Annotated in this window: 14 protein-coding genes and 2 pseudogenes; 6 read left to right on the top strand and 10 right to left on the bottom strand. The window is 70.1% G+C overall.

All coding sequences use genetic code 11. The features are described 5' to 3' along the window. Positions 1-300 precede the first annotated feature (300 nt). Positions 301-777, top strand: a complete 477-nt coding sequence (locus ACIRU3_RS36960) for a hypothetical protein (RefSeq protein WP_404066140.1) — start codon at positions 301-303, stop codon at positions 775-777. Positions 778-1,097: 320 nt separating this feature from the next. Here the strand turns inward: ACIRU3_RS36960 and ACIRU3_RS36955 are convergent, their stop codons facing one another. The 9 genes and pseudogenes from ACIRU3_RS36955 to ACIRU3_RS36915 form a co-directional block, all read right to left on the bottom strand. Continuing rightward, positions 1,098-2,276, bottom strand: coding sequence for a hypothetical protein (locus ACIRU3_RS36955; protein WP_404066137.1), 1,179 nt, complete (start codon positions 2,274-2,276; stop codon positions 1,098-1,100). 428 nt (positions 2,277-2,704) lie between these two features. Further along, entirely contained in the window at positions 2,705-5,209 is a 2,505-nt protein-coding gene (locus ACIRU3_RS36950; RefSeq protein WP_404066134.1) for an acyl-CoA reductase, read from the bottom strand. Then, positions 5,206-6,372 carry an acyl-protein synthase gene (locus ACIRU3_RS36945; RefSeq protein WP_404066132.1) on the bottom strand — a complete coding sequence of 389 codons (1,167 nt, stop codon included), beginning with the start codon at positions 6,370-6,372 and terminating at the stop codon, positions 5,206-5,208. The genes ACIRU3_RS36950 and ACIRU3_RS36945 overlap by 4 nt, the downstream gene beginning before the upstream one ends. Further along, positions 6,369-7,505 carry a GNAT family N-acetyltransferase gene (locus ACIRU3_RS36940; RefSeq protein ID WP_404066130.1) on the bottom strand — a complete coding sequence of 379 codons (1,137 nt, stop codon included), beginning with the start codon at positions 7,503-7,505 and terminating at the stop codon, positions 6,369-6,371. The genes ACIRU3_RS36945 and ACIRU3_RS36940 overlap by 4 nt, the downstream gene beginning before the upstream one ends. Continuing rightward, positions 7,502-8,749: an MFS transporter gene (locus tag ACIRU3_RS36935; protein ID WP_404066127.1), complete on the bottom strand. Its 1,248-nt coding sequence runs from the start codon at positions 8,747-8,749 to the stop codon at positions 7,502-7,504. The genes ACIRU3_RS36940 and ACIRU3_RS36935 overlap by 4 nt, the downstream gene beginning before the upstream one ends. 35 nt (positions 8,750-8,784) lie before the next feature. Further along, the gene (locus ACIRU3_RS36930; protein WP_404066125.1) at positions 8,785-10,047 is read right to left on the bottom strand and encodes a phenylacetate--CoA ligase family protein; all 1,263 of its coding nucleotides are present in this window, start codon (positions 10,045-10,047) and stop codon (positions 8,785-8,787) included. Positions 10,048-10,552: 505 nt separating this feature from the next. After that, a pseudogene (locus ACIRU3_RS36925) lies at positions 10,553-11,106 on the bottom strand (RNA-guided endonuclease TnpB family protein); the annotation flags it as partial. A 20-nt stretch (positions 11,107-11,126) separates the two neighbouring features. Beyond that, positions 11,127-12,638 (bottom strand): serine hydrolase domain-containing protein, encoded by a 1,512-nt coding sequence (locus tag ACIRU3_RS36920; RefSeq protein ID WP_404066123.1) that lies wholly within the window; start codon positions 12,636-12,638, stop codon positions 11,127-11,129. A gap of 60 nt (positions 12,639-12,698) precedes the next feature. Continuing rightward, a complete protein-coding gene (locus tag ACIRU3_RS36915) occupies positions 12,699-13,496 on the bottom strand; it encodes a hypothetical protein (protein ID WP_404066202.1) in 798 nt (265 codons plus the stop codon). A gap of 112 nt (positions 13,497-13,608) precedes the next feature. Here ACIRU3_RS36915 and ACIRU3_RS36910 point away from each other — a divergent pair, with 112 nt between their 5' ends. From ACIRU3_RS36910 to ACIRU3_RS36890, 5 genes and pseudogenes are all read left to right on the top strand, one after another. After that, a complete protein-coding gene (locus ACIRU3_RS36910) occupies positions 13,609-14,280 on the top strand; it encodes a TetR/AcrR family transcriptional regulator (protein WP_404066120.1) in 672 nt (223 codons plus the stop codon). Positions 14,281-14,359: 79 nt separating this feature from the next. Continuing rightward, positions 14,360-14,536 (top strand): hypothetical protein, encoded by a 177-nt coding sequence (locus ACIRU3_RS36905; RefSeq protein ID WP_404066118.1) that lies wholly within the window; start codon positions 14,360-14,362, stop codon positions 14,534-14,536. Positions 14,537-14,622: 86 nt separating this feature from the next. Continuing rightward, positions 14,623-15,003, top strand: coding sequence for a hypothetical protein (locus ACIRU3_RS36900; RefSeq protein ID WP_404066115.1), 381 nt, complete (start codon positions 14,623-14,625; stop codon positions 15,001-15,003). A 64-nt stretch (positions 15,004-15,067) separates the two neighbouring features. Next, positions 15,068-18,376 carry a hypothetical protein gene (locus tag ACIRU3_RS36895; RefSeq protein ID WP_404066112.1) on the top strand — a complete coding sequence of 1,103 codons (3,309 nt, stop codon included), beginning with the start codon at positions 15,068-15,070 and terminating at the stop codon, positions 18,374-18,376. 212 nt (positions 18,377-18,588) lie between these two features. After that, positions 18,589-18,782, top strand: a pseudogene (locus tag ACIRU3_RS36890) (hypothetical protein); the annotation flags it as partial. Between the two features lie 125 nt (positions 18,783-18,907). Here the strand turns inward: ACIRU3_RS36890 and ACIRU3_RS36885 are convergent. Beyond that, positions 18,908-22,606 carry a helix-turn-helix domain-containing protein gene (locus tag ACIRU3_RS36885; RefSeq protein WP_404066109.1) on the bottom strand — a complete coding sequence of 1,233 codons (3,699 nt, stop codon included), beginning with the start codon at positions 22,604-22,606 and terminating at the stop codon, positions 18,908-18,910. Positions 22,607-22,648 lie beyond the last annotated feature (42 nt).

Here is a 22,648-nt window from a genome sequence, read left to right as displayed (position 1 = left end):
CCTGAAGAGGAGGAGGCTCCCGGGCCTGCTCCGTCCCGCCACCGGGCCTGCCAACCGTTGGGCGCGCTGCTCGCACCGGTGGCGCTGGCGGTATCGGCGGCGACGGGCAGCCGCTCACCGTCGACCCGGAGGCGGAGCGCTTTTCGCGGACCGGGGCTGTGCTGCCGGACGAGACGGTCTGCTGACGTAGTCCAGCGGAGATTTCGTGAAAAGCCGGGTGTCGGCCTGATGACACGCAGAGCATTCCCCGTGCGATCTGTCATGTACCGGATTGACGGCATCTCGACACGGGAGTTGCGAATGAAGCGTTTACGGAGAACACAGCTGCTGGGCCTCGGTGTCATGGCGCTGATGCTCGGTCTGGTCGCCGCCCCCACCGCGCAGGCGGCACCGGCCGAGGCAACTGCCGCCGCCCCCACGGCCGTCGAGTGCAGCGGCAGCTGGGACGGCAAAACGTACTGGGCCAAGAGCCCTTCAGGGCGTAACGGGGGCGGCTACGCGCGCACCTACTGGAACGCCTCGACCAAGCGCAACTGCGCGAAGTTCTTCTCCAGCCCCTACGACGGCCTGGCGTCGCACATCACGCTGTACCTCCACGAGGAGGGCGGCGACTACGTCGCCGACCCGCCGCAGGAGCACCCGGCCAACTACCACTACTACGCCGGGCCGCTCTACACGTGGTTCGACGCAACCAACGAGTGCATCCACCTGAGCGGCTCGCTGGTCCGGGGCGGGGTGACGTACTCCCTCAGCACCCCGGACATCCGGTGCGGCTGATCCCTCGTCGCTGAAACCCGGCCCTCCGGGCTCCGGCGGGCTGCTCGCCCCGCCGATGACCTCAGCGTCCTTCAGGCGGACCGCGCCGTGACGCGGGCCTGCGCGGACGATTACATCGCCGGGCGCTTCCACCTCCTGGACCTGGTCGGCGCCTGATCCAACGGTTTGGGCGCCAGGAAGAGGACTTCCTGGTGCCCAAACCGGTATGAGCACACGACCCGCTCGACGACGCCGGCGGTACGGCCTGGCGTACTCACCAGTCGTCAGGGGGCTTCTCACCCACGCGATGGGCCGGCCGTCACAGTCATGCCCTGAGGTCCTCAGACGGTCCGGCCAGGAAGGGTGTTGATGTCGATGACGGCGCGCTGGAGGTCGCCCTGTGGCCGGTGGCCCAAGTCGTCGATCGCCACGATGTTCATGTGGCCGGCCAGTTCAGGCGCCCGCCACTCCGTCCTCAGCTTGGTGACCAGCTGGGGGTTGAGACCATTCGCTAGATACATGAGGTAGTTGTCCCGGACGGAGGCCGGAAAGAACGGCGAGAGCAACCGGATCAAGAACAGCTGGGGTATCTGCAGATCCGGCTGGACGATGCTCGACAGTACGAAGAACCGGCCGGCGTCCGCTCCGGGGTCGCGGGCGAGGGCCGCCTTGTTCAGGGACAGCGTCTGATCGTAGATCTGCTGCGGTGGGCTTCCGCTGAAGAAGGCCTTGAGGATCTCCCACCAGGACGGGTCTCCTGCCGGGTAGCTGCCGCGGTCGGAGATGCTGTCCGCGTGCCAGGCCCAGGGCTGGTCGACCGCCGCCGATGAGTCGACGAGCACGACGTTCTTCCCGGCCTTCAGAAAGTCGCCGTAGGTGGAGGTCGGGGACAGTTCGGTCCGGGTGGCGACGCGGGAGCCGAAGAGGTTCCGCAGCCTGATCAGCGGCTCCGTGGCGTCGGCGCCTGCCGGAGCAGCGGCCGACACACTGATGATGACGACTTCCGAGGGGTGCTCGTCGATCCAGCGCTTGACCGAGGCCGCCTCACCTGAGGCATCGTCGAAGAACGGTCCTCCCATGGGGGCGCCGTGGAAGGTCCTCCACTGCCCGCCCTCGAAGCACAGCCGCAGGTCGAGATAGCGGGCGCCCTCGTTGAGCTGGTCGGTGAGACTGCCGCTCTGGGACCGCGAGATGCTGGCGGCCAGCCGCGGGTCGAGCGAGGCGACGTTGTAGGACCAGCCGCTGGTGCACAACCCGGGGTCGGCCGGGATGCTCCAGCTGCCGGAGTCGTGACTGCCGGGCATCGCGATCCGGTTCAGCGGTTGGTTGTCCAGATAGCCGTGCATGTCGCCCATCCATCGCGACAGGTCCACCGTTGCTGCGGAGGCCCGGCCGGCCGGCTGGGCCTGGGCCGCCCGCGCCGATCCGTTGCCGATCACCATGGCCGCGACAGCGAGGATCAGAGCGACCAGTCCGGCCGCCGAACGCCGTAAGCCAGTGCCGTCCGTTCCACGTCTCATCTTCGTGCGCCCTCCTTGGGGGAAGAGGCCGAGGTCGGGCACCGAGGGTAGAGGGCGATGGACGCTATGCCCAGAGAATCTCCCCAACAGCGACTCCGGCTCGGCAACCCGACCTACAAGTCCGCCGGCCCATCGTCAGGTTCAGGAGAGGCGGCGCGGTCCAGGTGTGCGCACTTCTACGACACCCACCAGTGGGCCGGGTGCCGCTGGACCGCCACCGCCACCAGCGCGAGAGCCAGGACCCAACCAGCAGGACACAGCCTGCGCCTTGACCCACCGTCCGAGGTCTCGCCCTGGTGCACGATGTCGCCCGGTGACGTGGGCGGCGCGCCGCCGGCCTTCAGGCGCTGTCGCACCAGGTGGAAGCGGCGCTGTCATTCCACCGGCCGGGCCGGCGCAGTGGTGTCCGTCGCCCCTACGGGGACCGGCTAGCGCAGGTCGACGACCGTCCGCAACTTGCCGCTGGTGGAGGTGCGCTCGAACGTCTCCCTCCGCACGGTCTCCACGGCGAAGGCCAGCAGACCCTCCGCCTCGGCCGAGGCCAGCTCCGTCACCTCGGCGAGGAGGGCCTCCTGCGCTGCCTCGGGGTCGCTCGCGTACCGCTCGTCGAGCCGGACCGTCAGCACTTCCCGGCCGGAGCCGGAGGCGACAAGCAACTGCATCTCACCGTGGTAGCCGAGGCGTTCCTGTGCGGCCCGCAGGATGCGCCGGTAGTTGACGAAATACGTGCCGACGCGCACGACGTCGCCGTAGCGCCCCAGCAGTTCCAGCCTCGGCACGTGGCTGCCGCACGCGCACGCGCCCTCCACCGCTCGGCCCAGATCACCGATCTCGTAGCGCTCCAGCCGCTGTCCGGCACGGGCCCGGGAGGTGAAGACCAGCCGTCCAGGCTCGCCCGGTGTCACCGGCCGGTCCGTGTGCGGATCGAGGATCTCCAGCGTGTGCAGATCGGTCAGCACATGGTGGACCGACCCCTCACCCGCCGTGCACTGGTAGCCCAGCGGCCCCAGATCGGTGCTGCCGTACGCGGCGGAGCGGATGACCTCGACGCCGAACTCCTCGGTCAGTACCCGGCGTTGCTCGAGGGTGAAGTGCTCTCCGCCGTAGAACACCTTCCTGATCCCGCCGTACGCACGCAGCCGGTCCGCCTCGGCGTGGAACAGCTGCCACAAGTAGGACGGCATGCCGAAGAGGGTGTCTGCCCCGTGGGTGACCAGTGCCTCGGCGGTCATGGCGTGGTCGGGACCTGCGGCCATCGGGATCTGGGTGGCGTTCAGGCGTTCCAGAATGGAGAAGAAGCTGATGAAACTTCCGTACATCCCGCCGCAGTAGAACAGGTTGGCCGCCCGGTCACGGGCCGGGTCGAAGCCGGCGGTGAGCAGCCCGTCGGCTGCGGCGCGCATCTGGTTGTCGTAGTCGTCGCAGGTGAACACCGACAGTGCGGGCGTGCCCGTGGAGCCCCCGCTGCGGAAGTACAGGTGGGCGTGGCGCGGGTCCAGCGAGACGAGAGCGCGCTGCACGCCCTCCTTGCCGAGCAGCGGCGCCTTGGGCGCCGGGGGCAGGACCGGGGGCGCCACCAGGTCGTCCAGGCAGGCGACGGTGCGGAACGCATCGCCCGGCGCGCGCACGCTCACCCGACGGCTGTAGCGCTGCAACGCGTAGACCCCGTCGTGCGGTTCACCCTCGTAGCCCTCCAGCATGGAGCCGACCGGGGTGACCCGGGTGACGCCCGCGGCGAAGAGGGCGCGCGACAGCTCGGCCACGTCCGCCGGGCTGCCGCCGACGGCCGCGGTCTGCAGATAGCGGCGCATCGGCCGAAGCGTCGCCGTGACAGTGTGCCGGGGGAGCGGCTTCACCCAGACGCTGCGATGCAGCGGGGAGGCGTCGAGCGCCGACCGGGTGTCCGCCATCACCCGCCATGAACCGTCGTCGGCGGCGAACACGCGGGTGAGGCCAAGGTGTTCTTCGAGCAGGGCCAGCTGCTGCACGGTGGTGATCTCCGCCTGCTCGGCCGGTCCGGGCAGTGGCGCGCGCAGGGCGTCGGACACCTTCGCCAGCCGCTCGGCGAACCGCCCGGCGAACGCGAAGACGTCGTCGGCGTCCGGGGTGTCGAGATAGACCACCTGAGGGCTGGAGCACGCCTGCTGTTCGAAGCGGCAGACATCCTCGGCGAGTGCGTCGAGGGTGCGGTCGTCGGTCGCTGCTTCCCGGGTCAGGTAGGCGAAGGAGATGCGGTGCCCCCACTCGACGACCCGGCAGCCCGGCGGTGCGATGTCGCTCACCGCGCGTATGGCGTCCTCTCCGCCCCAGGCGGCGATCGCGTCGGCCTGCCCGCACAGCGCCCGGATCCAGTCCTGCCGCGATGACGGGAAACGCAGGGCCACCACGCGCTCGGAGATCAGCCCGGTCGGGTCGGCGGCCCCGAGGGCGGCGAGCAGGTCCTGGGCGAGTGAGGTGTCGGAGCTGCTGGTCTTCAGGACGTTGACGTTGCCCGCCAGCAGGCCCTCGACGACGCTCAGGGGTGCCACGGCGGCGGCGTTTCCGGGCGCGATGTGCACCAGCAGGCCCACGGGCGCCCAGGACTCGTACACCGTCTCGCGGCCGTCCGGCCGGGTCAGCCGCTCCGGCCGCAGCCTGCCCAGTTCCCGGCGCAGCTTGCGTTCCAGCGACTGCCGGGTGAGCGCGCCGGCCAGCTCGGCCAGGGTGGCCGCGGCCTCGACGGCGGTGAGCTGCCCGGCCAGCCTGCCGTACAGGTCGGAGCCGGGATCGGCCAGGTCACGGCTGACCGCGGCGCAGGCGCCGAGTACCACGTCGGTGGGCAGCGGACGTGCCAGGACCCGCCCGGTCGACTCCGCCAGCCCGGCGAGCCGGCGGCCGGCCTCGGCGTCGTCGATGAACTCGCCCTGCCAGAGGTGAAGTGCGGAGGTGGTCACGACATTCCCTTCATCAGTTCGGCGGCGGCGACCGCGCAACTGCGGTTGCGGCTCACCCCGGCACGGCCGTGCACGGTGAACCAGTCGGTGGACAGCGGGCAGGGGCAGTCCTCGCCCGGGTGCAGCGAGGCGAGGTCGCCCATCACGACGCTCTGCGCCGGAACAGCGGTGATGTACGGGCTGACCAGGTGAAGAAAGCCGCGCTCTCCGTACGGCAGCGGACGCAGCGTCGCCGTGTCGCGGACCGCGGCGCGTGACCACACCGGCACGTGCAGCCGGTGGTGTGCGCACTCGACGTACGGCACGCAGTGCTCGACGGAGCCGAACGTGTCCCGTACACGCTCGCCCGGGATGCCGAGGCGTTCGGTGACCTCGGCGTAGAACACGTCCTTGCCGATCTGCCGGTCGGCATGGCCCTTCCAGCCGCCGCCGAGCACCACCAGTGATTCCTCGGGCAGCCGCAGTGGCGGCAGACCCATGGCCCTCATCCGTTCCAGGGTGAAGTACAGGAACGCCGGGAAGCCCAGGATGCGCACCGGCACGTCGTCGTCCGCGTACCGCTGGAGCGCCGCGATGCAGCCGTGCACGTCGAACTCGTGGCCGGAGCCGGTGTGCCGCAGCGCGTGCGTGGTGTGCCGGGCCGGGGCGAAGTCACACAGGTAGTTGTCGGTGAACGACGTGCCCAGCTTCAGCGACGGCGCGGGCTCGTAGCTGTACAGCAGGTAGTTGACCGGTTGATCGGGGGTGATCCAGCCGTAGTGGTCGAAGATCCGGGCCACCATGCGCTGCGCCGAGCGGATCGTCCACTCGTCGAAGAACATCTGCGACTTCTGGCCGGTGGTGCCCGAGGAGGTCAGGTGCAGGAACACCTCGTCGCGAGGGATGGAGAGCACCTCGTGGCGCTTGAAGAAGGCGGCGGGAACCAAGGGGGTGCGCACTGTGTCGCCGACCGTGGGTGCGGGGACCTCGGGCGCGTCCTGGAGCAGGGCGGCGTAGAACGCGGAGCGCTGGGCGTGCCAGGCATGGGTCTCGGCCATCGCCGCGGCGAACAGCTCGTCGATGGCGGCGCCGGCCGAGTACGGCTCCGTCAGGTCGCACAGCCGTTGCACGTGGCCGAGCGCCGCCGGGTCGGGGACCTCGACGGGAGCGAGATGGGGGTTCATCGGGACACCTCGTGAAGGGGCAGGTAGGTGGCGGTCCAGGCGCTCAGATAGGCGCCGAGGTACGGCTGGAGCAAGGGGCTGACGGCCGTCGTCCTGAAGTCGATCTGGCGGCTGGTGCGGGACAGCACCACGTGGTCGTGGAAGCGGTCGTGGATGCGGCGCATGGCGGGATAGACCGCGCTCGGCACGAACCCCGAGGCGAGATAGACCTCCAGGGCCTCGGTGTCGGCCAGTGGGAGCAGCGTCTCGGCGTAGTCCGCGCCGGCCCGGGTGACCTTGGTCATCAGCGCCTCCAGCGCGCCGGTCACCGCCGCCGGGCGCGGATGGACGGCGACCAGCGCGCAGCTGCCCGCCACCGGGTCGAGGTCGGCGTACGCCTCGAAGCCGCCGTCGGCCGCCACCAGGAGCGCGTTCGGGGTGTGCAGCGGAAAGAAGCGGTCGTCCGCCTCGGGAAACCGTTCCAGGAAGCGGCGGCGGACGAAGGCCGGCGCGTTGATCAGCTCGATCGGTGCGGCAACCGCGGCGGCGCGCGCCGCACCGCCACCGGGGACGAGCCCGGTGGCGGCGTAGTCGATGCCGATGCCGCTGGAGGCGGCGGACAGCAGCGCCGACAGCCGTTCCGGCACGTGCTCGACGGGGGCGCGGCGGTCCAGCACGCCGTCGGCGTAGCGGGCGAACAGCGCGAGGCTCTCGCAGCCCTCGACCTCGACCGCGTTGGGCATCAGGCCGAGCGGCCGGAAGCCGTTGCGTACGACGACGTGCTGGGGGCCCTCGGTGACCACGCGGACGGTGGCGTACACCGAGTCGACGCGGCCGGTGCCGAACGCTTCGTCGCAGACGGCACCGGTCAGCAGGGAAGCCAGCCCGCCGCCCCGGTGGCCGGGATGCACGGCGAGTCCGACGAGCTTGCCGATGCGGCTGCCCGGATCGGTCTGTACGACGGCGGACCCGACGAGGCCGGCGCGGTGCGTGCGGGCGGTGAGCCAGTGCGCGGTGCCGTCGGTGATCAGGCGGCGCATGACGGCCGGATCACTGCCGAGCGGTACCGGGTAGCCGTGCCCGTACACCTCGAAGTACAACTGCCGCAGTTCCGCGATGTCCTGGACCGCGGCGGGGGAGACGACGACGCTCACGACACTTCTCCCGCCCTGGCGAGGGGCTGCGTTGCGGACGCCCGGGATCCGTCGGCGTCCGTCCGCCCGCCGACCCACCACAGTGCCAGCGCGACCGGTACGAGACCTGCGCCCTGCACCAGGCAGAGCGTGCGGGCCGTCAGATGGTCACCCAATGCGCCGAAGACGAGTGAGGCGACGGGGAACGTGGCACCGAGCAGCGCCTGCATGACCGCGAAGAACTCCGGCTTGTCGTCGGCGGGCACCAGCCGCTGGAACAGCGCGACGAACCGGACGCCGATCACGCCGACGCACCAGCCGACGACAGCCAGGGCACCGAACGCCACGGCGTGCCCGGGGACCAGGCCCGGCAGCCCGAGGGCCGCGGCCATCACGGTCAGACTCACGGTGCCGACGGTGACGGGACGCCCCGGAACGCGGGCTCCGGTGAAGGATCCGACGAGTGTGCCCGCGCCGAGGGCTGCCTCCAGCGAGGCCACGGTCGAGCCGGTGGAGTGCAGCACACCCCGCGTGTAGAGCGGCATCACGACGTAGACGGCGGTGGTGAAGACGTTGGCGGCGGCGAAGCAGACCAGCACACGGCGGATGAACGGGAGCCCGGCCAGGACCTGGCGCAGCGTCCGTGATGCGATGGCCGTGCCGCTCTGAGGTCTGTGCGCCTGGGCCGTGGCGTGCGGGAAGCGCGCCGAGAGGACCAGCAGGGCCGCGAGCACGTACGCGGCCGCGCAGGCGGCGACGACGCCCGGGAGTCCGCCCGCGTCGACCGCGAGCGGTCCGAGCAGTCCTCCGCCGAGCCCGGCGACCGACTGGGTGGACAGCTCGAATCCGGTGGCTGCTTCGATGTCGGCGTCCTCGACGAGTTCCGGCACCGATGTCGTCAGGCACGGGTCGAAGAGCGCCTGACAGGCAGCCAGTGCCAGCCCCACCGCGTAGATCGCGGCCATCGGCAGTGGCCCTGACTGCGCCAGGACGGCCGCCACCGTGGCCACCGCGCCGGCCACGGCCGCTGCGCCGGCCAGCACCGTCCGATGGGCGTGACGTGCGACGATGCGGGCGACCACGGGGGCCAGTGCGACCGCGGGCAGCGTGCTGACCATGAGGAAAAGGCCCGAGTCGAGCCCGCGGTGCCCGCCGCCCGCGAATCCGACCAGCCACCAGACCGCGCCGACCTGGAACATCCTGCTCGCGGCCTGGGTGAGGAGCTGACCGGCCCAGACCCGGCCGAACGAGGTGTTGCGCAGCACGAGGGGCAGACGGCGTGTGTGTGACCCCGGCGCGCTCATGAATGCGGCCGTTCGTCGACGACGCGGATGAGCTTGCCCGTCCGGGGGTTGACGGCCAGGTCCTGGTGCCGGACCCATTGGACGGTGAGCGGGTTCACATGACCGGCGGCGGTCGCGCTCCGATAGAGCGGGCGTTGCGCCAGGACCGCGGTGGCGACAGCATCTGCCAACGCGGTGTTCCCGGCGCCGGGTTCACCCGTTGCGAGCCGCAGTACCAAGCCGTCGCGGCCGTTGCACCGCCGCACCACGAGTTGCAGCCCCGTCACCTCACCGGCCGAGTCGGCAGCCATGACGATGTCGTGGACGTCCTGGGTGTAGAGGGAGACGGGACCGACCCGCACGCCCTCCTCGGCGCGCCCCAGGATGCGGAAGACACCGGCGTTCCGGTCGACCCACTCGGCCCGGTCACCGGCCGGATAGCGGAGCACCGGCATGAGCCGTCGGCGCAGGTCGGTGACGACCAGCCGGCCCGGAACGCCGTCGCCGGCGACGGGCCGGTCGGTCTCCTCGTCGAGGATCTCGACCATCGTGTACGGGGTGAACACGCGGTGCACGCGCGGGTCGCCGCCGGGCACGGCCTCGCCGAGCAGCCCGGCGTCCACGCTGGCGTAGCCGAGGGAGCGCACCTGCGCCTTCGGGAACGCGCCCGCAAGGAGGGGGAGCTGGTCGCCGAAGAGGCATTCACCGCCGAAGAACAGCAGCTCCACGTCCGGGAGTGACCGGCCGGCGGAGGTGAGGCGCTCGGCGAGGGAGCACAGGGTGGTCGGCGTTCCGGCGACGACCTGGACCTGGAATTCCTCCAGGGTGGCCGCGGTGGATTCCCAGGGCGTCGCGCCGCCGATGGGGAGGCGGACGTTGGCCGCCGGGGAACGGTGCAGCGAGTCCAGGACGAAGCTGAAACTGGCGTACAGATCACCCGCGTAGAACAGGTCGGCGACCCGATGGCCCGGTCGCAGCCCGGCATTGACGAGTCCGGCGCCGAACGCCGTGGTGAACTCCCGCCATTCCGTGCGGGTGTAGTAGGAGAACTTCGGGGATCCCGTGGTGCCACCGCTGCGGAAGACGACCGCCTCGTGGAGCGGCGCGGTCAGCAACCTGTTGTCGCGGGGCGAGTTGGCCCGCCAGAAGTCCGCCTGGGGCACCACCGGAAGGTCCGTGAGGTGTGCCGCATGACTGGGCAGGTGAGCGTAGAGCTCACGGTAGAAAGGCGAGTTGTGGCGCGCGAAGCGTATGAGCTCCGCGAGTGGTTGAACGGGCATCAATTCCTGCTCGAAGGCGTGAACCGGCGGAATGGAAATAGCCGACGGCGATACGACGAGTGGGGCCGCTCCGGTACGGGGTGCGGCCTTGTCGTTGACGATTTCAATCAACGGTGCACCCGCGAGGAGCGGGGCATCCGGAGCAGAAGGATATCTCAACATTCGGAACGTGCTTGCGTGAACTGGCCATGTGGGCAAGAGGGTTTGGACGCGCCGACGGACGAGCTGTGACTGCTTTTGGTTCCCTCGGAACTAGAGATGCCTGTCACATGAAACAGTCCTTCCATAAGCAATTGTTGAGGGCCCCTCAAGTGCCCTTTATGGAAGGTGGGTCTGATGCACGATCGGGTGGCATCTGAACTGGCTTGGCCTGTGGGGTGGGTGCGAAGGATCCCGCTGTGCCGAAGCCGCATCCGGAGAAGTTACGCGAGGATGTCGTGCAGGTCGCGAGGAACCGCGGGCCTGGTGTGACTGCTCTCCTTCCTGAAGGAAGGCGATTCCTGGCTCAGGCTGCCTGCCGAGGCGGCGCCTCAGCGGGCCTGTCGCCCTCGACACCAGCCGGGTTCAGACCTGCCCGGATGAGCGTCACGCGGGCGGATTTCTTATCACTGGGGGATCCGGCTCCGCACACGTTGCAGTTATGCGTTCGCTCGGAAAGAGGCAGTGCGTGCTTGGTTCTCGCTCCGCACGTTGCGCAGTCCATCGTGGTGTGCAGGGGGTGCACCAGGTGCACGGTCCGGCCGTGCTTGCGGGCCATCTCCACCAGCGCCCGCCTCGCGGCGCCGATCGCGGCGTCTGCCGCTCTGCGGGCCATGGTCGTCTTCGCGAGGAACTTCGGCCTCAAGTCCTCCGCCGCGAGCGTGTCATGATCGCGGACCACGCGCTTGGCCCACTTAGCGGGCGCCGTCTCGGCGTCGCCGGGCGACCTTGGCATGCAGCTTCGCCGTCTGAGCTTTCGCCGCCCGGTACCTTCGATGCAGGCCTTCCCTCGGCCGGTCGGCGCCGGGCCGTCATCCGCTGACAGCGGGCGAGCTTCAGCGCGGCCGTGCGCCCGTGCTGGGACACACGCGCGGAGGTGTCTAGGCGGACTTGGCCGTTGCCCGGACGCCGAAGTGGACGTACCGGCTGCCGTCGGCGAGGGCGTAGAACACCACGGGTATCCAGGCGTCCTGCTCATTGCGGCGGCCGGCGAACACCGTCTTGGCCGGCGTGTGCGAGACCGGGGTCAGGTGCCAGACCAGCGGTTCGAAGGTGCCCGCCAGGCCGTCCGCGCCCTCGTACCTCAGCCGCAGTGTGCTCGGGCCGCCGCCTCCGTCGGCGATGGTCATGAGGAAGCCCTCGCGCTTGTAGCTGCCGAGGAACGGCTCCGTCTCCACGGCCAGGGGTTCGGCGGCGGGTGCGAACCCGGGCATGCCGACCCCGGCGAGTTCGGCGCAGAGCTCGCGGCAGAGCGCCTCGAAGACCTTGGGCGCGGCGCCGCCGCCGTTGGTCAGCAGGGCGATGGCGAGGCCTTTCTCCGGGATGGCGCGCAGGTAGGCGAGCTGGCCGAAGGTGCTGCCGTCGTGGCCGAAGCCACGCGCGCCGTCCCACTCGAACAGGCCCCAGCCCAGGCCCCAGTGGGCGCCGAGGAACCACTGGTCGGGCATCTCGACCTCGCGGGTCAGCATCGCGTCGACCACGGCGGCCGGCAGCACCCGGGTACCGTCCGGCGCGGCGCCGCCGTTCACGAAGGCCCGCGCGAACCGGGCCACGTCGGCGGCGGTCGCGCTGATCCCGCCGTACGGGCCGGCCGAGCGCGGCAGCATGTTCCAGAGCGGGGTGGGGACGGGGGTCTCGCCTGGCTCGCCCATGTGCCCCATGGCGGCTCGGAAGCGCAGCACCTCTTCTGGCAGGGTCATGGTGTGCTCGAGCCCGAGCGGGGCGAGGAGCAGGTCCTTGAGCGCCTCGTCCCAGGTCTGGCCGGTGACCACCTCGACGATCCGGCCGAGAACGTTGTAGGCGGTGCTGGAGTACGACATGGTGACGCCGGGCGGGTTGGTCAGGCCGACGGTCCGCGCGCCCTCGACGTAGCGGGCCAGGCAGTCGTCGCCCCGGCCCGTGTCGTTGACGTAGTCGCCCTCGATGCCGCTTGTGTGGTTGAGCAGCTGGCGCGGCGTGATCGTCCGGGTGGCCGCGGCGTCGGCGACCGCGAAGTCCGGCAGGACGTCCGCGACCGGCGTGTCGAGGTTCAGCTTCCCGGCGTCGGCGAGCAGGACCACCATGGCGGCGGTGTAGCCCTTGCTGACGGAGCCGATCTGGAACACGGAGTCCGGGGTCACCGTGACGCCGGTGCCGGTGTGCAGGACGCCCGCGGCCAGTTCGTGGATCTCGCCGTCGGCGAGCACGGCCAGGGCGGCGCCGGGGATGTGGTGGGCGGCAAGGAGCTCGCCGAGCCGGGCTTGCCAGCGGGCGGTGTCGAATGCCGGGGCGCCGTCGCTCACGCCCAGCGCACGGCTGACCGTACGGGCCACGTCGCGGTCGGTCTGTTCCAGGATCTTGGCCACTTCCTGGTCGACGAGGTTCGACACTTCCCGGCGCAGGTTTTCCGACATGCTGTCTCCCTCGTGGTCACGGTGGAATGGCGCGGGTGGGGTGGGGCGCGGGCCTGCCGGCTAGCCGGCGCTGCGGGTCCGCCGGCCGACGCGCCCGGTCAGCGAGGCGACCGTCGTGCGCGGCGGCTGCCGGAGGTCGCGGTCCGGCTGCAGGACGGTGCGGAACGCGGTCCAGGCGAGTGCGCCGAGCGCGAAGCCGTAGCCGGAGACCAGCCCGTGCCCGTTCTCCTGCGCGAACCACATCGCCAGCCCGAGCACCGGCACACCGAGCGCGAGCAGCCGGTTCTTGCGGACGGCCTTGCCACGGCTCGCGCCCTGGTCGTGGGAGCCCTGGCCGGCGGCCTTGCCGGAGTTCTCGTCGGCGCCGCCGCGCAGCAGCAGGGCCGCGGCCAGCGTCGCGCCCAGGAAGTAGGTGGCGCCGGAGCTGCCGGCGAAGTTGCGGGGGTCGGTGCTGTGGGAGGTCTGGCCCCACAGCTTGTCGATCTGCTCCGGCAGCAGGATGCCCGCTGCGAACAGGCCGAGCGTCAGCGGCGCACCCCAGAACCAGTCGGCGAAGGCCGCGACGGCGGCAAGGGTGGCGATGTTCCAGGCCGCCCCGCCGAAGCCGCCGTTCTGCATGAAGGCCGAGGTGACCACGCGCCACCAGCCGGACTTCGACGGGTCCGCGTCGAGCGCGCCCATCGCCCCCGACCAGCCGAGCTGGAGAGCCACCCCGGCAAGCGCGAGCCCGGTCAGGCCGACGGCCGCCCAGGGGATCCGCCGCCGGCCCAGTGTGCTCTGGCCGACCAGGGCCAGTCCGCCGTTGAACATCAGCACCATCAGTGCCGCCGTGGTCACGTTGAACAGCAGGATGCCCATCGTCACCACCCCCCTCCGAGCCGTGTGCAATTTTGGTGATCATGACATTAGCGCGGCCCGGGGAATTTTCAAACAGTGTTTGAAAGCTGGCGCGGCTCGCTAGACTGCGGCCGTGAAGCTGACCGCAGACCGGATCATCGACGCGGGGATGGCGGTGTTCGCTCAGACCGGCTACCACGGCTTCTCCGTGCGCCAGGTCGCGGACCGGCTCGACGTGCACGCCGGCAGCCTCTACTACCACGTGCCCAGCAAGGCTGCGCTGCTCCAGCTGATGGCCGACCGGGTGGTCCGGCAGGCGTACGAGGCCGGCACCGCCGCCCTGGCCGGCCTGCCCACGCAGGCAGGCTGGCCGGCGCGGGTCATGGCGCAGGCCGTCGCCCTGCGGCAGAGCATCCGGCGGCACCCCGGCGGGGCGATCATGCTCGCCGGCAGCCCGAAGACCCTCAGCCCCGGCGCGCTCTCGCTGATGGAACGGCTGCTAGCCACCCTCGCCGAAGCCGGCGTGCCCCCGGAGCACTGCGGCACCGCCGCCGACACCGTGCTCAGCCACGTCACCGGCTACGTGCTCCAGGAACAGAGCGATCCACCCGCGGTGCCGGTCACCGCCGAGGACGTCGCCGCCCTCCACCGGAGCTTCCCCCGGACGGTGGCCACCGCGGCCGCGCACGGGCCGGACGAGAAGTTCACCCGCAGCCTGGACCTGCTCTGCGCCGGCATCGGGACGCTGATCCGGTCGCCGTGCGAGGGACCGCCGTCCGAAGAACCGGACGGGAGGAGCAAGTGACCTGAGTCGGAGTTTCGCCGGCAGTTGGCAGGACCCGACTGCCGCCCGCCCTCGGACGCCGGTGCGCGGCGGCGCGCACGTGGTGGAGCCCCTGCTGTGGCTCACCCTGCTCGCCCAGAACGCGGCCGGGTGGGCGCGGCTGTGCCGTCTGGTATCCGCAGCGCACGCCGAGGCCGCGTTCGGCGTGCCTGCAGGAGGTGTGGACGTGCTTGGTGAAGGCAACGGTTTCCGTGCCCTGGAGCGTTGGTTGATGTGACACTGGTGGCCCGCGTCCCAACCTGCACAGCCAGGGACGCTCAGCGATCCGATCCGATCCGATCCGATTCGAGGGCGGGGGCCGGAATGAGCGGAGTGGAGTTGGTGGTCGCAGCGCTGTCCGCAGGTGCTGCGGTGGGGCTCACCGACACGGCGAGCAGTGCGATCCGGGACGCGTACACCGGGTTGCGCGAGTTGGTGCAGCGGCGTCTTGCCGCTCGCGGCGAGGACAGTGCACGGCTCCTGGAGGCGAGCGAGGCAGCCCCCGGGGTGTGGCAGGCCCGGCTGAGCGAGCTGCTGTCGGTATCCGGTGTCGACCAGGACGAGGAGATCCTGGCCGCAGCAAGGTCGTTGCTTCAGGAGCTGAGTGTGGCCGGACTGCAGGGTGCAGTGCGCCATGTGGACGCCCGGGAAGCCAAGGGCTTGCAGGTCGGAGACAACAACACGCAGACCAACAACTTCAACTGACGGGGCCGCGCCAGTGGGTACGGGGGACCGCGATTCCGTAGTCGACGCACGTGGTGCCAGCGGCGTGCAGATCGGCAACGGAAACCTTCAGATCAACGTGTCCACGGTCGCATACCCGGCGGCACGGTCGGCCTACCTGTACCAGGTGCGGGCGATCGCCCCCGAGATCCTGACGGGCCGGGAGCAGGAGCTGGCCGAACTCGCGGACTTCTGTACGCGATCCGATGCCGGCGCCTACCAGTGGTGGCGTGCCAAGGCATGGGCAGGCAAGTCTGCACTGATGTCCTGGTTTGTCTTGCACCCGCCACCCGGCACGCGCATCGTCTCGTTCTTCATCACTGCTCGTTTCGCCTCCCAGAGCGATCGCGAGGCTTTCCTGGATGTTGTCATCGAGCAGCTGGCCGCTCTCGTGGGGGAACCCGTACCGCCAACGCTGACCGCTGCCACCCGTCCATCGCATCTGTGGAAGCTGCTCGACGCTGCGGCTGCCGCATGCGAGCAGCAAAGGCAGCGTCTCGTGCTGGTCGTGGACGGCCTCGACGAGGACAGCGGAGCATCCGATCACAGCATCGCCGCGCTGCTCCCCGCCCGTCCTGAGGCGGGAATGCGCATCGTGGTGGCGGGGCGCCACGACCCGCCGATCCCCTCCGACGTGCCCGACGGGCATCCACTGCGCGATCCGGCCGTCGAACGAGTCCTGCGGGCGTCCCCGCATGCCCAAGTCGTCCGCCGTGACGCGGACCGGGAGCTGAAGCGACTTCTGCGGGGCACGAATGAGGAGCAGGACCTGCTGGGACTGATCACCGCCGCTGGGGGCGGTCTCAGCGGAAGGGACCTGGCCGAGCTGACAGGACGACAGGCGTGGGAGATCGAGGACGTTCTTCACGCGGTGGCCGGTCGGACGTTCACCCGCCGGCCTGCCTTCGGCCTGTCCGGGCTGGAGGCAGCGGGCGAGGCTTACGTGTTCGGCCATGAGGAACTTCAACGGACCGCTGTACGGTTCCTGGGTGACGGGCGCATGGCGGAGCACCGCCGGCGGCTGCACACCTGGGCAGACCAGTACCGCAACACCCGCTGGCCCACGGACACGCCCGGCTTCTTGTTCCGCGGCTACTTTCGCATGCTGCATGCCCATGGCGACCTGCCCAGGATGATCGACTGCGCCCTCGACAAGGCACGCCACGACCGGATGCTCGACATGAGCGGTGGGGACACTGCCGCCCTCACCGAGATCACCACCACCCAGGATGAGATCCTTGATCGCGACCCGCCAGACCTGCGGGCCATGACTCTCTTGGCGGTCCACCGCGACCATCTGGTCCAGCGCAACAAAGACATCCCGCCCCGGCTGCCCGCCGTATGGGCCTTCCTCGGACATCCCCAGCGCGCCGACACCCTGGCCCGATCCATACCAGACCCGGGTAGACGAGTTAAGGCGTTGGTTTCCTTGAGCGGGGCGCTGGCCGAGCGAAGTGCCCTCAGACAGGGGCCGGACCGGGGCGGAGAACTCGTCCTGCGAGCAAGGGAAGCCGCGTACGAAGCCGAGGCCGTGGCCCGGACCGTCATCGGCGTTCATGCGCAGTCGGAGGCATGGGCGGACGTGGCGGAGGCGATGGCCAGGGCAGGAGAAGCCGACCGCTTCCAGAGCCTCGCCGGCGATGCCGAGGCCACGGCTCTGGCCATCCCCGAGCCGAATCTGCGGGTGCCGGCGTTGGCATCGTTGGGGGCGGCAATGGCTCGGGCAGGGGAACCGGCTCGTGCCGAGGACCTCATCCGTGACGCGGAGGCCGTGGCTCGGACCATCACTGACCCGCAGGTACAGAGATCGGCTTCGGTGAAGGTGGTGTTGGCGAAGGCCGTGACTCGGGCGGGGAACGCCGGCCACGTCGATGGCCTTGCCCGTGACGCGGAGGCGGTGGCGAGGACCATCACCAGCCCGTTCTTACGGGCGCAGGCGTTGAGGACCGCGGCGGAGGTGGTGGCTCGGGCGGGGGATGCGGCCCGCGCCGAGACCATGGCCCGGACCATCACCGGCTCGTTTTCACAGGCTGGGGCGTTGAGGACGGTGGCGGAGGTGGTGGCTCGGGCGGGGGATGCGGCCCGCGCCGAGACCATGGCCCGGACCATCACCGACCCGCATGAGCAGGCTCTGGCGCTGACGGAGGTGGCTGCGGCACTGGCTCGGTCCGGCGACGTTGGCCGGGCCGAGGAGCTGGTGCATGAGGCCGAGGCCGTGACACGGACCACGGCCGACCCAGAGATGCTGGGACCGGTGTTGGCGGCGTTGGCGGCGGCATTGGCTCGGGCAGGCGATGCGGAACGTGCCGAAGCCGTGGCCCGGACCATCACCGACGTGGACAGTCGGGCGGAAGCCTTGAAAACGGTGGCGGAGGTGGTGGCTCGGGCGGGGGATGCGGCCCGCGCCGAGATCATGGCCCGGACCATCACCGACCCGCATGAGCAGGCTCTGGCGCTGATGGAGGTGGCTGCGGCACTGGCTCGGGCAGACGAGGCGGACCGTGCCGAAGCCCTGGTTCGGACCATCATCGGCGTTCATTCGCGGTCCGGGGCGCTGGCGGAGGTGGTGGGGGCGGTGGCACGGGCGGGCGATGTGGACTATGCCGAGGCCGTGGCCCGGAGCTTTGCCGGGCCGGGGCTGCGCGGGTTGGCGTTGGCGAGGTTGGCGGAGGTCGTGGCTCGGGCGGGGGATGTCCTCCGGGCCGAGGACCTGGCCTGCGAGGCGGAGGCCGCGGTTCGGAGCAACCCCGACCCGTATGTGAGGGTGTTGGACATGGCGGTATTGGCGGAGGCACTGGTTCGGGCGGGGGATATGGAGCGGGCCGAGAACCTGGCCCACAAGGCCGAGGCGAGGGCTCTGGCCATCCCCGAGCCGGAGCAGCGGGTGCCGGCGGTGTTGGCGACGGCGGAGGTGCTGGCTCGGCTGGGGAACGTAGACCGAGCCGAGGAGCTCGCCCATGAGGCCAATACCGTGGCGCGGACCATCGCCGCCCAGGAGTGGCGAGGGGAAACGCTAGCGGAGGTGGCGGAGACCATGGCCAAGTTGGGCGACATCGACCGCGCCGAGGCCATGGCCCGCGCCATCGATGTCCCGGAGCAGCACGCGTCGGCCCTGGCGAAAGTGGCCCGCCAAGCCGGCACAGCGCGTTCGTCCCGACTGATTGCGCAGGCGCTGAGACTTGGCACCTGGCAGACGGCCGCTGACGCCCTCGCCGTGGTTCAGCCCGACGTGTTGACGGTAGTTGCCGACGACCTTCTCGCCCCACAACCGCGAGCCCTGCCACCTGCCAGGGGACGGGATTCGTCCGTAGCGGGGCATGATCAGATCTCCGCCGATCAGCACCGACACTCCTGACCGCTAGCACCAGATAGACGAATCACCCAGCGCCGTGTTGGCGGTACATCACGGCCAAGACTGACACGCCGACAACCATGGCCGACAGAAGGGCATTCGGAGAGTTCCAGCTTGTTGGTGAGTGATAGGAGACCCAGCTCGGGCGATCGTCCTCGGGGCAAGGATTGCGGCAGCTCCGTACCGCACCAGGATGGAAGACCCCAAGGGACAGGATCGTCGTGGCCACGGCCAACCCTCTGGAGCACCGTGCTGTTCGAGCGGGCTCAGCGAGCGCCGCACCTCTTTGCCGGACTTCGACCTGGACGTGGAGTCCGAGCGGCGTCTGCAGGCGTACGACGCGATCATCGAGCGGTTCGGGCGTGAGCGGACCGCGGTCACCGGCAAGCCCGAGACGTACCGGGCCCGCACGCCCTGCGCTTCCCTGTCGAGTCGCGCGTGTTGAGCCGTTCGGCGCGTGTGTCGCTCATGACCTCGATGGCCGACAGCTGCTTCTCCCGAGGGCACCGTCATTGAGCAGCGGTGCGGACGGCTTCAGGCGCATGGGGCTTGGTATGACTCGACGATGTAGAGCTCCCGCTCCCGCGCGGTCATTTGAGTTCCCGCCAGCCGGCAGATGTCGGCAGCGAACGCGTTTGCCTCGGTTCGCCATGTGCGGACGGTCTGATCGTCGGTGATGGCCGCGATGGTGTTGCGTTTCGTGAATGCCGCTGCCGTGATCGGTCCTCTAAGGGTGGCAATCAGTGCGGGACGGTAGGGGCGAGACACGTCCCACAGCCGTGCCGCACCGCCCTGCTCACCCGTGGAGGTGAGGAGGCGGCGGCCATGTGGGCTGAAGTCGACGCGCAGGACGGGCCGCGCGTGGCCTGAGAACGTGTGCAGCAGCCGGGGACGTTGGAGGTCCTTGAGGGACCAGAGGTAAGCGTTGCGGTCGTGGCCCGCCGCGGCGACGAGCGTCTCTCCTGGCGTGGCCGATTCCGTGACGCTTACGTCTCCTACAGCGCCGGTGGGGCCGGGTAGCTGCACAATGCGGCGGGGAGATGCGTCGGACAGGTCCCAGAGTTGAGCGCCTGCGGCTACGGTGCCGATGAGAAGGGTGTCGCGGTTGCCGATGAAGGCGAGGCTGACGACGTCCTGGAACTCGGCGTTGGTGCCGATGCGTTCGCGTTCGAACGGGGTCTGAGGCTGCGTGATGTCCCAGATGCGGGCCCTGCCGTCGTTGCCTCCGGTAGCCAATGCGCGACCATCGGGGCTGAATGCCATGGTCACGATGCTGTTGCGGCTGTGCCCTTCCGCGCCTCCGAGGGGTTCGGGGCGGTCCGGGTCGCTGATGTCCCACAGGCAGAAGGGTGTCTCTTTGTCGGGGTCTCCCCGGCCGTATGCGCCGACGGCCGCCATGCTGCCGTCCGGGCTGAAGGCTGCGCTTTTCAGCGGTCGGCCCTGGCAGGTCAGGCGCCCCAGGGGCTTCGGTCCCTGAGGGCCGGAGACGTCCCAGAGTCGTGCGGTGGCATCCATGCTTGCGCTGATCAGCAGCGTGTGGTCGTGGCTGACAGCCAGCTCGCTGATGATGTCTTTGTGGCCGACGAGGCTGGGCAGAGGATGCCAGAGGCGGAGGGATCCGTCTTGGGATCCGACGGCGAGTGACGTGCCGTCGGCGCTGAAGGCGATGCCGACCAGCGGATCCGTCTGCGGCAGCGTCATCGCGCGTCGGAGGTCTGGGACGTCCCAGAGGAGCACTTCCCGGTTGATGGTGGCCGCGGCCAGCGTCTTGCCGTCGGGGCCGAAGGACAGTTGGAGGAACGTGGAGTTCAGCGTGGCGACCTTCTCCGGAGTTCCGACGCGTAGATCGGGACCGACATGAGCCAGCCAGAGTGGGGAGGTTCCTTCGTAGGCCGCTACGGCAATGGTGCGAGCATCGGGGCTGAGGGCGATCGCGTCGAACTCCGTTTGAGGCAAGGGAATTTTGTGGTGCTCCGGGCCGTCTTCGGAGTCCGCGTTCCCCGGGTTGTGCAGGTCCCATACGGTCGCCGTCCGATCGTCGGCGATCGTGGCCACGGTGCGTGCGTCGCGGCTGACCGCGATGTCGACCACTGCACCGCCGTGTCCGCGCCACTGCCGGGTGCGCTTGGGCGCGTGGGGATCGGTCGTGTCCCAGGACATGAGGCTTCCGCCCTGGTCCGCCGTGACGAGCTGGGTGCCGTCCGCGCTGAAGGCGATGTCCGTCGTGCCCGTGGTGTCGGGGAGGTCGACTGGCGTTCCACGGTGGCGCGGGTCCCGAACGTCCCAGAGTCGGACGGGCCCGCCCTGGACGACGGCGGCGAGGACCGTGCGCGGATGGAAGGCGAGTTTGGTGATCGGTGACTGGCCGGCGTCGAAGGTGATGTGGTCATTTGGCCGTTGCACGTCCCACAGGGTCAGTTCACCGTCCGCTGTCGCCGCAGCGAGAACCGTGCCGTCAGGGCTCATCGCGGAGGCCGTGGTGTTCGCTGCGCCTCCCAGATAGCGCGTGGCGTAAGGGCCTGACGAGGAGCTGAGTACCGCTCCTCGCGCCTCAACGGTGTCCGCGGTGCGGATTGCGGCCAGGGACAGGTGCATGGCAAGGGCCGGATCATACGGGCGAACGGAGTCGGCCTGGACGGCCAGCCGGGCGGATGTCGCCGCGTTGCGCTCGTGCGTGGCTTCCCGCTCTTTGACCACAGCGAAGACCAATGCGGCCGTGGCCGCGAGGGACAGGGCTGCGAGAGTGGCGATCAGCCGGCGCAGTCGGCGTGCGCCACGCTGCCGGTGTTGGCGGCTTGCTCTGAGGAAGGCGGCCAACAGGGGCCCGGTCTGTTCCGGATGACCGGCAGCCCACTCGTCTGCGCCTGTCAGTCGGCTTCCCCGGTAGAGCATGCTGTCGTCCCGGTTCTCGGCATCCCAGGCCGTGGCCGCGTCCATGAGTTGCTGTCGCACGATGAGCCCGGCACGGTCGGCGTCGATCCATTCGCGTAGCCGTGGCCACGCGTGTAGCAGCGCCTCGTGGCTGATCTCGACGTGATCGGTGTCGGCCGTCAGCAGCCGGGCCCGTGTGAACTCCTCCACCACCGGCTCGGCGGCCAGGACGCTGCGATCCACACGGCGACGTGTGTCGTTGGTGCCCTCGCCGACGCGGACCAGGCTCAGCAATACCTTGCGGGCGGTTTCCCGCTGGTGTGGCGACAGGCGCGCGTAGGCGCGTTCGGCTGTTGTGGCCACGGCGCCGTGGATGCCGCCGATGCGTTGGTAGCCGGCGACTGTGAGTACGCCATCGGTGCGGTGCTGCCAGGTGGTGCGCAGCGCGTGGGAGAGCAGAGGCAGCGCGCCGGCCGCGCTCGGATCGGGCCCGGAACCATGAGAGGTGCCCAGATCGCGCAGCAGCACCTCCACCAACCCTGGTTCCAGAGCGAGGCCCTCGGCGGCGGCCGGTTCGGTGATCGCCTGACACAGCTCCGCCGTCGTCATCGGCCCCAGAGGGAACGCTCGGGCTTGCAGTGCAGCGAGCAGGGGCAGGTGGGCCAGGCAATGCCCGTAGAAATCAGCGCGGAGACCCAACACCACAGGCAGTCCGGCGGCGGACCGTCGGCACATGTCAGCGATGAATGCCTCTCGCTCCGCCAAGTCCTCGCACAAAGTGAACAGCTCCTCGAACTGATCCACGATGACAAGGGCGTACGAGTCGAGAGAGCGCAGATCGTCGCGGGACGTCAGCTCGTTCATCGGCCGGTTCGTGGGCGTCAGATAAAGCACGTCGGGGGTGCCTGGTAGCCGGCTTGGCAGAGCGCCGTCGATGACGGCGCGCGCGAGTCCCGCCCTCAGCAGCGATGACTTTCCGATCCCGGAAGGGCCAAGAAGGATCCCCGGATGGCCAGCTGTGGTCGGGTCGACCAGCAGCGCCAGCAGATCGGCGACCGCACGATCACGGCCGAAGAACCACGCGGCGTCCTCGGTTCCAAACGAGGTCAGGCCGGGATAGGGACAAACCCCGGCACCTGGCCCCGCCGCCAACTCAAGCAGAGCCCCGCCAGCGCCGAGTGCCGTGTCGCATGCTCGGGCGAACGGCTCACTGGGCTGCTGAAGGCCGCGCTCCAGTCGGCTCAAATAGCCCTTGTTCGTGTCCAGCTTCCTGGCGAGATCTGCCAGCGACATCCCGGCCGCCGTACGCAGTCGCCGAAGCTCCGCTCCAAAGGTGGTGCCGTCGCTCCCTGCATCCCCCACAGGCCCTCCAGGTCATACCGCCGCGCACCGTTCTGGTCTGCC

Origin of the sequence: Streptomyces sp. NPDC101151, assembly GCF_044768335.1 — a bacterium.
Taxonomy (GTDB): domain Bacteria; phylum Actinomycetota; class Actinomycetes; order Streptomycetales; family Streptomycetaceae; genus Streptomyces.
The sequence above is the reverse complement of the archived record's forward strand: the minus strand, read 5'-3'. Positions and strand labels throughout refer to the sequence as shown.